At 67.2% G+C, this 12,377-nt stretch carries 13 protein-coding genes; 6 read left to right on the top strand and 7 right to left on the bottom strand.

Annotated features, from left to right (window positions below; genetic code table 11):
• Position 1 precedes the first annotated feature (1 nt).
• Both BN948_RS05340 and BN948_RS26545 read left to right on the top strand, forming a co-directional pair.
• Positions 2 to 478 (top strand): DUF6152 family protein, encoded by a 477-nt coding sequence (locus BN948_RS05340; protein ID WP_009516407.1) that lies wholly within the window; start codon positions 2 to 4, stop codon positions 476 to 478.
• Between the two features lie 153 nt (positions 479 to 631).
• The gene (locus BN948_RS26545) at positions 632 to 1,654 is read left to right on the top strand and encodes a myosin/kinesin family protein (RefSeq protein WP_009516409.1); all 1,023 of its coding nucleotides are present in this window, start codon (positions 632 to 634) and stop codon (positions 1,652 to 1,654) included.
• Between the two features lie 105 nt (positions 1,655 to 1,759).
• Here BN948_RS26545 and adk read toward each other — a convergent pair whose 3' ends face one another.
• The 6 genes from adk to BN948_RS05305 all read right to left on the bottom strand — a co-directional run bounded on the left by adk (position 1,760) and on the right by BN948_RS05305 (position 5,712).
• Positions 1,760 to 2,416, bottom strand: coding sequence for an adenylate kinase (gene adk / locus BN948_RS05330; protein ID WP_009516410.1), 657 nt, complete (start codon positions 2,414 to 2,416; stop codon positions 1,760 to 1,762).
• Positions 2,417 to 2,594: 178 nt separating this feature from the next.
• Positions 2,595 to 3,356, bottom strand: a complete 762-nt coding sequence (kdsB, locus tag BN948_RS05325; RefSeq protein ID WP_035620769.1) for a 3-deoxy-manno-octulosonate cytidylyltransferase — start codon at positions 3,354 to 3,356, stop codon at positions 2,595 to 2,597.
• The gene (locus BN948_RS26540) at positions 3,353 to 3,559 is read right to left on the bottom strand and encodes a Trm112 family protein (protein ID WP_035620722.1); all 207 of its coding nucleotides are present in this window, start codon (positions 3,557 to 3,559) and stop codon (positions 3,353 to 3,355) included. Before BN948_RS26540 ends, kdsB begins: the two co-directional genes overlap by 4 nt.
• Positions 3,560 to 3,588: 29 nt before the next feature.
• Positions 3,589 to 4,626, bottom strand: a complete 1,038-nt coding sequence (lpxK, locus tag BN948_RS05315; RefSeq protein WP_009515774.1) for a tetraacyldisaccharide 4'-kinase — start codon at positions 4,624 to 4,626, stop codon at positions 3,589 to 3,591.
• A gap of 7 nt (positions 4,627 to 4,633) precedes the next feature.
• Positions 4,634 to 5,074: an ExbD/TolR family protein gene (locus BN948_RS05310; protein WP_009515775.1), complete on the bottom strand. Its 441-nt coding sequence runs from the start codon at positions 5,072 to 5,074 to the stop codon at positions 4,634 to 4,636.
• Positions 5,071 to 5,712: a MotA/TolQ/ExbB proton channel family protein gene (locus BN948_RS05305; protein WP_035620720.1), complete on the bottom strand. Its 642-nt coding sequence runs from the start codon at positions 5,710 to 5,712 to the stop codon at positions 5,071 to 5,073. The genes BN948_RS05310 and BN948_RS05305 overlap by 4 nt, the downstream gene beginning before the upstream one ends.
• Positions 5,713 to 6,117: 405 nt before the next feature.
• On the opposite strand from BN948_RS05305, the gene xseA reads away from it, so the two are divergent.
• From xseA to BN948_RS05290, 3 genes are all read left to right on the top strand, one after another.
• The gene (gene xseA, locus BN948_RS27180) at positions 6,118 to 7,344 is read left to right on the top strand and encodes an exodeoxyribonuclease VII large subunit (protein ID WP_009515777.1); all 1,227 of its coding nucleotides are present in this window, start codon (positions 6,118 to 6,120) and stop codon (positions 7,342 to 7,344) included.
• A 105-nt stretch (positions 7,345 to 7,449) separates the two neighbouring features.
• Positions 7,450 to 8,031, top strand: coding sequence for a superoxide dismutase (locus tag BN948_RS27175; protein ID WP_009515779.1), 582 nt, complete (start codon positions 7,450 to 7,452; stop codon positions 8,029 to 8,031).
• 211 nt (positions 8,032 to 8,242) lie between these two features.
• Positions 8,243 to 10,483, top strand: coding sequence for an NADP-dependent isocitrate dehydrogenase (locus tag BN948_RS05290; protein ID WP_009515780.1), 2,241 nt, complete (start codon positions 8,243 to 8,245; stop codon positions 10,481 to 10,483).
• Between the two features lie 43 nt (positions 10,484 to 10,526).
• Here BN948_RS05290 and BN948_RS05285 read toward each other — a convergent pair whose 3' ends face one another.
• Positions 10,527 to 10,976: a DUF192 domain-containing protein gene (locus BN948_RS05285; RefSeq protein WP_009515782.1), complete on the bottom strand. Its 450-nt coding sequence runs from the start codon at positions 10,974 to 10,976 to the stop codon at positions 10,527 to 10,529.
• Positions 10,977 to 11,111: 135 nt separating this feature from the next.
• Here BN948_RS05285 and icd point away from each other — a divergent pair, with 135 nt between their 5' ends.
• Complete coding sequence (gene icd, locus BN948_RS05280) at positions 11,112 to 12,365, top strand: NADP-dependent isocitrate dehydrogenase (RefSeq protein ID WP_009515784.1); 1,254 nt, start codon at positions 11,112 to 11,114, stop codon at positions 12,363 to 12,365.
• The last annotated feature ends 12 nt before the right edge of the window (positions 12,366 to 12,377 follow it).

Here is a 12,377-nt window from a genome sequence, read left to right as displayed (position 1 = left end):
GATGGACAGACGAACCCTGTTGCAGGCCGGCGCCCTGGCGCTGGGCGGTGTGGCCGGCGCGGCGCGCGCGCACCATGGCTGGAGCAGCTTCGACCAGAACCGCCCCCTTTACCTGGAAGGCAAGGCCGTGCAGGTGGCCTGGCGCAACCCGCACGCCGAGCTGGTGCTGGAGGTGCCGGAGAACCTGGCCGTGCCCGCGGGCCTGGCGCAGCGGCCGGTGCCGGCGCAGTCGGCCACGGTGGATGGCGCCGCGCTGTTGGCGCGCGCCACGGTGCCAAAGCGCAAGGACCGGCGCTGGGAAATCGAACTCGCGCCCATCTTCCGCATGAACCAGTGGCAGGTGCCGGAGGTGAAGGTGGGCGACAGCGTGGCCATGGTCGGCTTCACCTTCGAGGGCGAGCGCGGCGAGCCGGTCCTTCGCGTGGAGTACCTGTTCATCGGGGACAAGACCTACGGGTTGAGGTCGAGCCCGGCGTGAGTGGGGTGGTCAGCGCTTGGAGCTTGCCTGACGTGAGGAAAAGGTGAGGGACTGCGCGTATTGGTGAGGCACTGAGCGGGGTGGATCGTTGCATCCATCCCGCCCGAAGCGCGGGGCCCATGACTCCTTGAATCACTGAGCGAGCCTTCCACCATGAACAAGTCCAAGGGGATCACCCCAATCGATCGCCGACCAGGCTTCAACACGACAAGACCACTGCCTGCGGTTCCTCCGCGCGTTGGCGATGGGTTCGACACCATGTCGGCTGACGCCCGTCCTGACGGAGAACACAACGCTCCTGAGCTGCAGGCCGATTCGTCCAACCTCAGCTACGCGTCTGACGAGAGCGGTGGCGAGGACGACAAGGTTTCATCCAAGCCCAAGATTCGCATTGAGCTGTGCTCGGTGGAGATGGCGACCACCGTCACGAACGTCGAAAAACCGGGCACGGGCTTTTCGAACACCCCATCGGAAAATGACGAGTTGGCCTTGCCCGACTTCCTGTTTGAGTTGACAAGGGCTCAAATTTTCACTGATGCGTTGCAGCCGCCTGATTCCGGGATTCAGCGCTCAACCACGAGCACTTCTAGCCCGAAAAATTGGCGGTTGAAACTTGGCATTCAACAGCATGACAAGAAGAAGCGTGTGTCGATGCTGAATTCGTCTCCAGTGCAGTCGCCAGAAAGCGAGGCGAAGACGTCGACCCAGTCTGCGGCATTACCAACGTCCGCCTTCGTGCCTGTATCGCCCAGGAAGCAGACGAGCGGGAACGAAAATCGCGCTCGAATGCTTGCTCCAAAAGGAGGGCGTCCACTGTCCGTTTACCTGCCTCCCCGGCACATCGAGGACGTGAGCGCACCAGCCCTCACCCAACGGCGGACCGAGCTGCCGGCGGAGCAGCCGAAGACCACTTCGACACGCACCAGGCGGGCAGCTGCGCCGAGGGAATTGATCAAGCGAGGCGCCGTGCCACTGGATTCGGTCAAGAAGCAGCGCATCGCCCTTCGGAAGGAAGCGAACGCGGTGATCGCAGGCCACGCCAACATGCTCAACTTGAAAATGCTTGAGGAAGAACTGGCGCAGGTGGACCATGTGTATAACGACTTGCTCTCGATGACATCCGGTGAAGCGGATGACGCTGCCAAACAGCAACAGCAAAAATCCGAGAACTCCTGATCCGTCCGATCGCACTGTCGCAGGGGCGGCCCGCCCGAAAAAATGCCCCGTCGAGCGGGGCATTTTTCTTGGAAGGCCTCGACGGGAAGCCGGGCGCAGATGTCGTCAGGACGCCAGTGCCTGCAGCGCCCGCGCGGTGATCTCTTCCACGCCACCCAGGCCGCTGATCGCGCGGTACTTGGGCGCGGCGTTCGGCTCGGCCTTGGCCCACTGGCTGTAGTAGTCCACCAGCGGGCGCGTTTGCGCGCTGTAGACCTCCAGGCGCTTCTTCACCGTGTCTTCCTTGTCGTCGTCGCGCTGGATCAGCGGTTCGCCGGTCTGGTCGTCCTTGCCGTCCACCTTGGGCGGGTTGAACTTGACGTGGTAGGTGCGACCCGAGGCGGGGTGCGAGCGGCGACCGCTCATGCGCTCGATGATGGCGTCGAAGGGCACGTCGATCTCGAGCACGTAGTCGAGCTTCACGTTGGCGGCCTTCATGGCGTCGGCCTGCGGAATGGTGCGCGGGAAGCCGTCGAAGAGGAAACCGTTGGCGCAGTCGGGCTGGGCGATGCGCTCTTTCACGAGGTTGATGATGAGCTCGTCGCTCACCAGGGCGCCGGCTTCCATGACGGCCTTGGCCTGCAGGCCCAGCGGGGTGCCGGCCTTGACGGCAGCGCGCAGCATGTCTCCGGTGGAGATCTGGGGAATGCCGAACTTCTGGCAGATGAACGCGGCCTGCGTTCCCTTGCCGGCCCCCGGTGGGCCCAACAGAATCAATCTCATCGCTTTCCTTTTCAGAGTTTCAATGGCGTCGCCGCTGTCTCCTCGCGCGGCGGCCCCAGGGCGTGCCCGCCGGGGTAACCGCGGGAGGATAGCATGCGTCCCCCTGACAGAGCCTTACGCCGCACCAGGGCGGTGCGGGGGCCGCGACCCGCGCAGCGGCGCAGCGTGGGGCAGCGCTTCAGGCCGCGCGGATCAAGGCGCGCACGCGCTCCAGGTCCTGCGGGGTGTCGACCCCCGGGCCGGGCGCGAGCGCGGTGAGGTGCACCGCGATGCGCTCGCCGTGCCACAGCACGCGAAGCTGTTCGAGCGACTCCAGCCGCTCGGTGGGGGCGGGGGGCAGGGTGGGGAAGCGCCGCAAAAAGCCCGCGCGGTAGGCGTAGATGCCGATGTGGCGCAGCGGCGCGGGCGAGGGCAGTTCGTCGCGCGCCATGCCGTCGCGCCACCAGGGTATGGGCGCGCGACTGAAGTACGACGCGGTGCCGCGTGCATCGGTCACCACCTTCACCACGTTGGGGTCCAGCCAGTCCTCGCGCCGGTGGATGGCGTGTGCGGCGGTGCTCATGGCGCAGTCGGGGCGGGCTTGCAGTTCGGCGGCCACGGCGTCGATCAACGCGGGTTCGATCAGGGGCTCGTCGCCCTGCACGTTGACCACGATCTGATCGTCGGCCAGGCCCAGGGCGGTGCAGGCCTCGGCCAGGCGGTCGCTGCCACTGGGGTGGTCGGCGCGTGTGGCCAACGCCGCCACGCCGTGCTGCGCGCAGGCCTGCAGGATGCGTTCGTCGTCGGCCGCCACCACGCAACGCGTGGCGCCGCTCAGCGCGGCGCGCTGCGCCACGCGCACCACCATCGGCAGGCCGGCGATGTCGGCCAGAGGTTTGTCCGGCAGGCGGCTGGAGGCCAGGCGCGCCGGGATGAGCACCGTGAAGCCGGCCACCGTCAGTCCAGTGGCGCGGGCTTGGGCGGGCGGGCGGCTTCTTCTTCGCTCAGGGGCCGCGCCTCGTGCTCCAGCAGCACGGGGATGCCGTCTCGGATGGGGTAAGCCAGGCGCGCGCTGCGCGAGAGCAGTTCCTGGCGCTCGCGGTCGAGCAGGAGCGGGCCCTTGGTGACGGGGCACACCAGCAGTTCGAGGAGTTTGGAATCCATGCGGCGATGATAGGCGCGAGCGGCCGGGCTCAGGCGCGCGGCGGGCCCAGCCGCTCATCGATGGCGGCGAAGAACGCCGGGTCGATGTCGAGCACCAGCGGCACGGCCCAAAGGTCTTGGCGCGGGGTGCCGGCGAGCTTCACGAGGTCCTTCTCGGTGCACAGCACCGGCCCCGTCGCGTGGTCAACCGCCTGGGCGAGGGCGCTGGCTTCGGCGTGGTCGCCCAAGGCGACCGTGGCCGCCAGCCGCAGGCCGCGCCCGCGCAGCATGCCGAAGAAGGCCTCTGGCCGCGCGATGCCGGCCACGGCCGTGACGGCCTGGTCCGCGAACGCGTTCAGCGCCATGCGCTCGCCCTGAGCGTTCACCGCGTGCGCACCCAACGCGCGCCGCGCCTGGAACAACGGCAGGCCGCCGGGCAAGGCGGCTGGCGGCGGCGCGCCCTGCGGCGCCTGTCGCAGCACGAGCTGCGGTGCGCGCGGCGCATCGCTGGACGGCCAGGGCTCACGCAGCAGGCCGGCCGGCAGCAGCCAGCCATTGCCCAGGCCGCGGTCGTCGAACACGGCCACGCGCAGGTCGCTGGCCAAGGCCCAGTGCTGCAGGCCGTCGTCGCAGACGATGAGGTTCACCTCGGGGTGGGCTTGCAGCAAGGCCGCCGCCGCGTGGGCGCGGGCCCGGCCCACCCACACCGGCACGCCAGTGGCGCGGTGGATCAGCAGCGGTTCGTCGCCGGCCAGCGCCGGATCGGTGTCGGTGTGCACGGCCTGGGGCGATCCGTCCGCGCGCCCATGCCCGCGCGAGACCACGCCGGGCCGCCAGCCGCGTGCCTTCAGGTGCTCGACGAGCGCGATCGTGGTCGGTGTCTTGCCCGCGCCACCCACGACGACGTTGCCCACGACGACCACGGGCACCGGCAGACGCGTGGGCTGTCGGCGGCCAGATTGGTAAGCGGAGCGGCGCGCGGCCAGCAGCGCGCCATACAGCCAGGCCAGCGGCAGCAGCAGGCGCGCGGCCGGCCCGCGGCGCAGGCTCAGCGCGCGCCAGCAGGCCTCGAGACGGGCCCGGGCCATGGTGGGGTCAGCGCTTGCGCGCCGGGGCGGCGTTGCCGCTTTGCTGCGTGGCGAATGTGATTTGCACCAGGCCGGCGCGGCGCGCGGCGTCCATCACGTTGATCACCGCCTGGTGGGTCGCGGCGGCGTCGGCGCTGATCACCACCACGGTGTCCTGGCCCTCGGGCGCGCTGGCCTGCAGGGCGCTGGCGACGAGCTCGACGCTGGTGCCTTCGAGCACGGTGCGGTTGACGGCGTAGCGGCCGTCGGCGCCCACCGTCACCACGATCTCCTTGGGGTTCTGCTTCGGCGCCTCGGCGTCGGCCGTGGGCAGGTTCACCTGGAGCTCGGTGAACTTGCTGTACGTCGTCGTGAGCACCAGGAAGATGAGCACGACCAGCAGGATGTCGATGAACGGGATCAGGTTGATCTCGGGCTCATCGCGGTGGCCCGTGGAGCGGAAGTTCATGGCTTGCGCACGCTCAGCAGGTGGCGCGCGAAGCGCTCGGTGGACACCTCCATGGCCAGCAGGTACTCGTCCACGCGGGCGCGGAAGTAACGCCAGAAGATGAGCGCCGGGATGGCGATGATCAGGCCGAACGCGGTGTTGTAGAGCGCGATGGAGATGCCATGGGCGAGCTGCGCGGGGTTGCCGCCGCCGGCCGAAACGCCCATGCCATCACCCGCCTGCGAGCCGAAGATCTCGATCATGCCGATGACCGTGCCCAGCAGCCCCAGCAGCGGCGCCGCCGAGGCGATGGTGGCCAGGGCGCCCAGGTAGCGCTGCAGCTTGGCCGCGGCCTGGCGGCCCGCGCCTTCCAGGTTGGCGCGCAGATCCTCCGGCGTGGCCTTGGGGTTGGCATTGAAGGTGCGAAAGCCCGTGGCCAGCACCGCGCCGAGCACCGAGTTCTGCTCGAGCTGGGTCACCACGTCCGGGCCGGGGATGCCGTTGCGCGACACCATGATGGCTTCATCGAGCAGCTTGGCCGGCACGATCTTGCTGGCCTTGAGGCTGACGAAACGCTCGATGACGAGGGCCAGACCGAGCACGGAACACACGATCAGGGGCCAGATCGGCCAACCGGCCGCTTGTATGATGGACAACAACTCAGGGCTCCGGGCTAGGACAACAGCGCCGGATTATGTCCCAGCCCTCTGTGCCACCCCCTCGTTTCAGGCGATGCGCGTGCTCCCCCCGGGACAACCGGAGCCGGCCCGCGACATCCACATCTCCTGTGGACATCTTTGTGAAGAACCCCGCGAACAAGCCCCACGGGCCCAGCGTTTCCGCGCTTTTCGACAGATTGATGAAAATTTGGGCAGCACAAAGTGCTTTGGAATCAAGGCACTGCGCCGCAGGCCCCGTGGCAGTAGGCCTTTCGGATGGAAACCCCAGCATGGGCGCGGCTTGTGGACACATTTGACCCTTTCGAACCAGCAGCGACGCCATCCGGCGCGAGCGATGGCCCATCTGGCGCGCGTTTCTGGGCGGTTGGCGCGCTGGTGCGAGCCGTGGCGGACGCTTTGGCTTCGCGCTTCAATCCCGTGGCGGTCCAGGGCGAGATTTCCGGCTTCTCGCGCGCGGCCAGCGGGCATTGCTACTTCTCGCTCAAGGACGACGCCGGCCAGTTGCGTTGCGCCATGTTCCGTCGCGCCGCCGAGCAGGTGGGCTTCGCGGTGCGCGACGGCCAGCGCGTGCAGGTGCAGGGCCGGCTGGACGTGTACGGCCCGCGCGGCGATCTGCAGCTCATTGTCGAGAGCCTGCGCCTGGCGGGGCAGGGCAGCCTGTACGAGCAGTTCCTGCGCCTGAAGGCCGCGCTGCAGGCCGAAGGCCTGTTCGACGCCGAGCGCAAGCGGCCGCTGCCGGTGCAGCCCCGGCACATCGGCGTGGTCACCTCGCTGGGTGCCGCCGCGCTGCGCGACGTGGTCACCGCACTGCGCCGACGCGCGCCGCACATCGCGGTGACGGTGTTTCCCGCCTCGGTGCAGGGCGCGCAGGCGCCGGCCGAGCTGGTGGCCGCACTGGCCACGGCGGCGGTGCACCGCGGGCCGCGCGGCGCCTGCGACGTGCTGCTGCTGGTGCGCGGCGGCGGCTCGCTGGAAGACCTCTGGGCGTTCAACGACGCCGCCGTCGTGCGCGCGGTCGCCGCCTCGCCCCTGCCGGTGGTGGTGGGCGTCGGGCACGAGACCGACTTCACCCTGGCCGACTTCGCCGCCGACCTGCGCGCGCCCACGCCCACGGCGGCGGCCGAGCTGTGCGCGCCCGAACGGCGCCAACGTGAACTCGAACTCGAGCGCGTGCAGAGCCTGATGCGGCGCGGCGTCGAAAGCGCCCTCGACCAGCGCGCGCAGCGCCTCGACCGGCTCGCGGCGCACCTGGGCCGGCCTTCGGGCCGCCTGGCGCGCGCGGCCGAGCAGCTCACGCGCTCGCAAGGCCGTCTGCACAAATCGCTGGAACTCGCGCTGCGGCGCCAGACCTGGCGGCTTGAGGAGCTGCAATCGCGCCTGCCGCCCGCCGTGCACCGCGGCCTGCACACCAGCACGCTGCGCCTGCAGCGCGCCGAGAATTCGCTGGCCCTGCTCGATCCGCGTCTGGTGTTGCAGCGTGGTTACGCCTACCTCACCGATGCGAAAGGCCAGGCTGTGACGAGCGTGGCACAGGCTTTGCCGGGGGCTGCGGTGCAGGCCATGCTCGCCGATGGTGTGCTGCCCCTGCGCGTGCGCGAGCCTGGCACCTGAGGGCACCTTACGGCCGCACATAAAACCCCGCGCCCGGTGCCGTCACCTTCGCTGCCTACAATCCGCCCCGACCCCACCCACAACCCACCAAAAAAGAGGACGCACATGGAACACACCCTGCCCCCGCTGCCCTACGGCCTGGACGACCTGGCCCCCCACTACAGCCGCGAGACGCTGGAGTACCACCACGGCAAGCACCACAACGCCTATGTGGTGAACCTCAACAACCTGCAAAAGGGCACCGAGTTCGAAAGCATGGACCTCGAGTCCATCGTCAAGAACTCCAGCGGCGGCATCTACAACAACGCCGCGCAGATCTGGAACCACACCTTCTTCTGGAACTGCATGAAACCCGCTGGCGGCGGCGAGCCTTCGGGCGCGCTGGCCGAGGCCATCAAGGCCAAGTGGGGCAGCTACGCCGCCTTCAAGGAAGCCTTCACCAAAAGCGCCGTGGGCAACTTCGGCTCGGGCTGGACCTGGCTGGTGAAGAAGGCCGACGGCTCGGTGGACATCGTCAACACCGGCGCCGCCGGCACGCCGCTGACCACCGCCGACAAGGCCCTGCTGACCGTGGACGTGTGGGAGCACGCCTACTACATCGACTACCGCAACGCGCGCCCCAAGTTCGTCGAGACCTTCCTCGACAAGCTGGTGAACTGGTCCTTCGCCGAGAAGAACTTCGCCTGATTCCCGTGCGGATGAACAAGGGCTCGAAGGGCGACCTTCGGGCCCTTTTTGTTTGGCGGGCGCCGGATCAAGCGCAAATTTCTTCGCGTCGTTTTTGTATTGTGGGAGTACGGTCCCAGAATCGGCGGATCGGGCATCGCGGTAACAGCACAATCGTGGGGATACCGATGACCCGTATCCGCGCGGAAGCCAACAACCCTGGAGATAAGCCATGAGCAGCAGCCAGCAACCCACCATCATCTACACCCTGACGGACGAGGCGCCCCTGCTGGCCACCGCGTCGTTCCTGCCGATCATCCGCAGCTTCGCCGCGCCGGCGGGCATCAACATCGAGACCGCCGACATCTCGGTGGCGGGGCGCATCCTGGGCCAGTTCCCGGAATACCTGAGCGAAGAGCAGCGCGTGCCCGACACCCTGAGCGCGCTGGGCAAGCTCACGCTCAAGCCCGAGGCCAACATCATCAAGCTGCCCAACATCAGCGCCTCGGTGGCCCAGCTCAAGGCGGCCATCAAGGAACTGCAGGACAAGGGCTACAAGATTCCCGACTTCCCCGAGAACCCGAAGACGGACGAAGAGAAGGACATCCGCGCGCGCTACAACAAGTGCACCGGCAGCGCCGTGAACCCGGTGCTGCGCGAGGGCAATTCCGACCGCCGTGCGCCCAAGGCCGTGAAGGAATACGCCCGCAAGAACCCGCACAGCATGGCCGAGTGGAGCCAGGCCTCGCGCTCGCACGTGTCCCACATGCACCACGGCGACTTCTACCACGGTGAAAAGTCCATGACGCTGGACCGCGCGCGCACCGTGAAGATGGAGCTGATCACCAAGAGCGGCAAGACCATCGTGCTCAAGCCCAAGGTCGCGCTGCTCGACCGTGAGGTGATCGACTCGATGTTCATGAGCAAGAAGGCCCTGCTGGCCTTTTATGAAAAAGAGATCGAGGACGCGCACAAGACCGGCGTGATGTTCTCGTTGCACGTGAAGGCCACGATGATGAAGGTCTCGCACCCCATCGTGTTCGGCCACTGCGTGAAGATCTTCTACAAGGAAGCCTTCGAGAAGCACGGCAAGCTGTTCGACGAGCTGGGCGTGAACGTCAACAACGGCATGGTCGATCTGTACACCAAGATCGCCACGCTGCCGCAGAGCAAGCAGGAAGAGATCAAGCGCGACCTGCACGCCTGCCAGGAACACCGCCCCGAACTGGCCATGGTCGACTCGGCCAAGGGCATCACCAACTTCCACTCGCCCAACGACGTGATCGTGGACGCGTCCATGCCCGCGATGATCCGCGCCGGCGGCAAGATGTACGGTGCCGATGGCCGCCTGAAGGAAGTCAAGGCCGTGATGCCGGAGAGCACCTTCGCCCGCATCTACCAGGAGATCATCAACTTCTGCAAATGGCACGGCGCCTTCGACCCCACGACCATGGGCACCGTGCCCAACGTGGGCCTGATGGCCCAGCAGGCCGAGGAATACGGCTCGCACGACAAGACCTTCGAGATCCCCGAGGACGGCGTGGCCAACATCACGGACCTGGACACCGGCGAGGTGCTGATGAGCCAGGACGTGGAGCAGGGCGACATCTGGCGCATGTGCCAGGTGAAGGACGCCGCCATCCGCGACTGGGTGAAGCTGGCCGTCAACCGCGCCCGCAACTCCGGCATGCCCGTGGTGTTCTGGCTCGACCAGTACCGCCCGCACGAGGCGCAGCTCATCACCAAGGTGAAGATGTACCTGCACGAGCACAACACCGCCGGGCTGGACATCCAGATCATGAGCCAGGTGCGCGCCATGCGTTACACGCTGGAGCGCGTCATCCGCGGCCTGGACACCATCAGCGCCACCGGCAACATCCTGCGCGACTACCTCACCGACCTGTTCCCCATCATGGAGCTGGGCACCAGCGCCAAGATGCTGTCCATCGTTCCCCTGATGGCCGGCGGCGGTATGTATGAAACCGGTGCCGGCGGCTCGGCGCCCAAGCACGTGCAGCAGCTGGTGGAAGAGAACCACCTGCGCTGGGATTCGCTGGGTGAGTTCCTGGCCCTGGCCGTGAGCTTCGAAGACCTCGGCATCAAGAACAACAACGCGCGCGCCAAGCTGCTGGCCAAGACGCTCGACGCGGCCACCGGCCAACTGCTGGACAACAACAAGAACCCCAACCCCAAGACCGGCCAGCTCGACAACCGGGGCAGCCAGTTCTACCTGGCCATGTACTGGGCCAAGGAGCTGGCCGCGCAGACCGAGGACAAGGAGCTGGCCGACAAGTTCGCTCCCCTGGCCAAGGCGCTGGCGGACAACGAGCAGGCCATCGTCAAGGAGCTGACCGACATCCAGGGCAAGCCGGTGGACATCGGCGGCTACTACAAGCCCGACTTCAAGAAGCTGGAAACCGTGATGCGGCCCAGCGCCACTTTCAACAAGGTGCTGGATTCGCTGAAGGCCTGATCGGGCCCTTCAGGAAAAAAGCCACCGGTGACGGTGGCTTTTTTCATTTGCCGAAGGGCGGCCCGCTCAGCCGTGCCCCGGCCTTGATGCCGCGTTTGGCGAACCAGCCCTGGTGCATCTCCAGCACGTAGCGCACCGGCTTGGCGGAGCAGTGCGAGTCCAGGCTCTGCGGCTGCATGTCGGCCAGGTTCACGATGGTGCCGTCGTCGGCCACGAAGGCGGCGGTCAGCGGCAGCAGGGTGTTCTTCATCCAGAAGCACTGGGTGGCGGGCTGTTCGAACACGAAGAGCATGCCTTCGTTGTCGGGCATCTCCCGGCGGAACATCAGGCCCACGGTGCGAGACTGCGGCGTGTCGGCCACCTGCGCGTGGATGAGGCGCATGCCGGCCGACAGCGTGGTGCGCGGCAGGTTCAATTGCGGGCCGTCCTGGGACCAGGCCGGGCCCGAGGCCAGCAGGCCCAGGCACAGCAGCGGGGTGAAGAGGGCTTTCATTCGGCGTGTGGGTGTCGATGGGTGTGGGCTGGCATTGTCTGTCAACGGGGCAGGGCGGGCCAGGGCGCCTGGCAAGAGACCACCGTCTAGAATTTCCGTTCCCTTTTTTCATCAGCCCTTCGTCACATCCCCGACATGCCACAGCACATCCAGGTGCCCCCGCAAGGCCAGAAGATCACCGTCCGCGACGACTTGTCCCTGCAGGTGCCCGACGAGCCGATCGTGCCGTACATCGAAGGCGACGGCGTGGGCGTGGACGTGACGCCGGTGATGCTCAAGGTGGTGGATGCCGCGGTGGCCAAGGCCTACGGCGGGCGCCGCAAGATCCACTGGATGGAGGTGTACGCGGGCGAGAAGGCGGTCAAGTTGTACGGCCCCGGCGTCTGGCTGCCCGACGAGACCGTCGCCGCGCTCCGCGATTACGCGGTGTCCATCAAGGGCCCCCTGACCACGCCGGTGGGCGGTGGCTTCCGTTCCCTCAATGTGACCCTGCGCCAGGCGCTGGACCTGTACGTGTGCCTGCGCCCAGTGCGCTACTTCAAGGGCGTGCCCTCGCCCTTGAAGGAGCCGCACAAGACCAACATGGCGATCTTCCGCGAGAACTCGGAAGACATCTACGCCGGCATCGAGTACGAGGCGCGCTCGGACAAGGCGCGCAAGCTCATCCGCTTCCTGCAGGAGGAAATGGGCGTGACCACGATCCGTTTCCCCGAGACCTCGGCCATCGGCGTCAAGCCCGTGTCCATCGAAGGCACCGAGCGCCTGGTGCGCCAGGCGATCCAGTACGCCATCGACCACGACAAGCCCAGCGTGACGCTCGTGCACAAGGGCAACATCATGAAATTCACCGAAGGGGGCTTTCGCGAGTGGGGCTACGCGCTGGCCCAGCGCGAGTTCGGCGCGCAGCCGATCGATGGTGGCCCGTGGTGCCGGTTGCCGAACCCGAAGACCGGCCGCGACATCGTGATCAAGGACGTGATCGCCGACGCTTTCCTGCAGCAGATCTTGCTGCGTCCGGCCGAGTACGCGGTGGTCGCCACGCTCAACCTGAACGGCGATTACATCTCCGACGCGGTGGCGGCGCAGGTAGGCGGCATCGGCATCGCCCCGGGCGCGAACATGAGCGATTCCGTCGCCTGCTTCGAAGCCACGCACGGCACGGCACCCAAATACGCCGGCAAGGATTACGTGAACCCTGGCTCTAGCATCCTGTCGGCCGAGATGATGCTGCGCCACATGGGCTGGAAGGAAGCCGCGGACCTGATCATCGCGTCGATGGAGCTGGCCATCCAGTCCAAGAAAGTCACCTACGATTTCGCGCGCCTCATGGACGGCGCCATGCAGGTGAGCTGCTCGGGCTTCGGCGAGGTGATGATCGAACACATGTGAGGCGCTGCGCGC

Origin of the sequence: Hydrogenophaga intermedia (assembly GCF_000723405.1) — a bacterium.
GTDB lineage: Bacteria > Pseudomonadota > Gammaproteobacteria > Burkholderiales > Burkholderiaceae_C > Hydrogenophaga > Hydrogenophaga intermedia.
The sequence above is the reverse complement of the archived record's forward strand: the minus strand, read 5'-3'. Positions and strand labels throughout refer to the sequence as shown.

Bases quoted from the DNA above. Each gene is read 5' to 3' on its own strand.
- BN948_RS05340 (WP_009516407.1), top strand. From the start codon at position 2: ATGGACAGACGAACCCTGTTGCAGGCCGGCGCCCTGGCGCTGGGCGGT.
- BN948_RS26545 (WP_009516409.1), top strand. From the start codon at position 632: ATGAACAAGTCCAAGGGGATCACCCCAATCGATCGCCGACCAGGCTTC.
- adk (WP_009516410.1), bottom strand. From the start codon at position 2,416: ATGAGATTGATTCTGTTGGGCCCACCGGGGGCCGGCAAGGGAACGCAG.
- BN948_RS26540 (WP_035620722.1), bottom strand. From the start codon at position 3,559: ATGGATTCCAAACTCCTCGAACTGCTGGTGTGCCCCGTCACCAAGGGC.
- lpxK (WP_009515774.1), bottom strand. From the start codon at position 4,626: ATGGCCCGGGCCCGTCTCGAGGCCTGCTGGCGCGCGCTGAGCCTGCGC.
- BN948_RS05310 (WP_009515775.1), bottom strand. From the start codon at position 5,074: ATGAACTTCCGCTCCACGGGCCACCGCGATGAGCCCGAGATCAACCTG.
- BN948_RS27175 (WP_009515779.1), top strand. From the start codon at position 7,450: ATGGAACACACCCTGCCCCCGCTGCCCTACGGCCTGGACGACCTGGCC.
- BN948_RS05290 (WP_009515780.1), top strand. From the start codon at position 8,243: ATGAGCAGCAGCCAGCAACCCACCATCATCTACACCCTGACGGACGAG.
- BN948_RS05285 (WP_009515782.1), bottom strand. From the start codon at position 10,976: ATGAAAGCCCTCTTCACCCCGCTGCTGTGCCTGGGCCTGCTGGCCTCG.
- icd (WP_009515784.1), top strand. From the start codon at position 11,112: ATGCCACAGCACATCCAGGTGCCCCCGCAAGGCCAGAAGATCACCGTC.